The sequence below is a fragment of the Gordonia sp. UBA7860 genome, from assembly GCF_002500165.1.
Lineage (GTDB): Bacteria > Actinomycetota > Actinomycetes > Mycobacteriales > Mycobacteriaceae > Gordonia > Gordonia sputi.
Genome location: NZ_DLSO01000065.1, coordinates 1891 through 2504, shown reverse-complemented (window position 1 = coordinate 2504; position 614 = coordinate 1891). Strand labels below are relative to the sequence as shown.

Annotated in this window: 1 pseudogene; it reads left to right on the top strand. The window is 65.8% G+C overall.

The window, feature by feature from the left end:
• Nucleotides 1-476 precede the first annotated feature (476 nt).
• A pseudogene (locus B3T59_RS24590) lies at nucleotides 477-614 on the top strand (coproporphyrinogen III oxidase); the annotation flags it as partial.

The window sequence follows — 614 nt, the reverse complement described above, 5'->3', positions numbered from 1 at the left end:
CGGCGCCGCTGTTCGAGGTGATGTCCGTCGTAGACGTCATGAAGTCTCCTGTTGCCGGGCACACGTGCACCGGCTTTCGCGCGGTCTGGGCTGTGACTGGGCGGCAATGCGCCGCGATGACGTGGCGGCGTTCCCGCTGTTCGCGGGGAACTCTCGGGGCCGTTCGTCGTCTAGAGACGACAGGTGGCGCTGCAGACGCGCTTCAGATCGACGTGGCGTCGCGCTGCGAGCCACACCCCGGGGAAATTCACGCCATCCATAGTGCCACGTCAGGTGACCGGTCGTCTACTTGCGCTTATTTTGCGTCATGCTGAGGCAAAGTCGGTGTGCGCACCGATCGGGTGACGGGTCGTCGCTCCGGGAGCTGCGATCAGGGGCGATGACGCGAGCCGCGTCGGGTGGAAGTCCGTGGTCGTCGCCCCGGGACCCGAGCCAAGAGTGTCGACGCGCATCATGGAGGTGTGCATGTGGAGACGATGGTCGAGTCGCGGTCCGCGTCGAATCGCGTAACCGAACCGATCGCCGACGCCTGCGCACACGCCGACCCCGACACGGGCTTCGGGCTGTATCTCCACGTTCCGTTCTGCGCTACACGCTGCGGCTACTGCGACTTC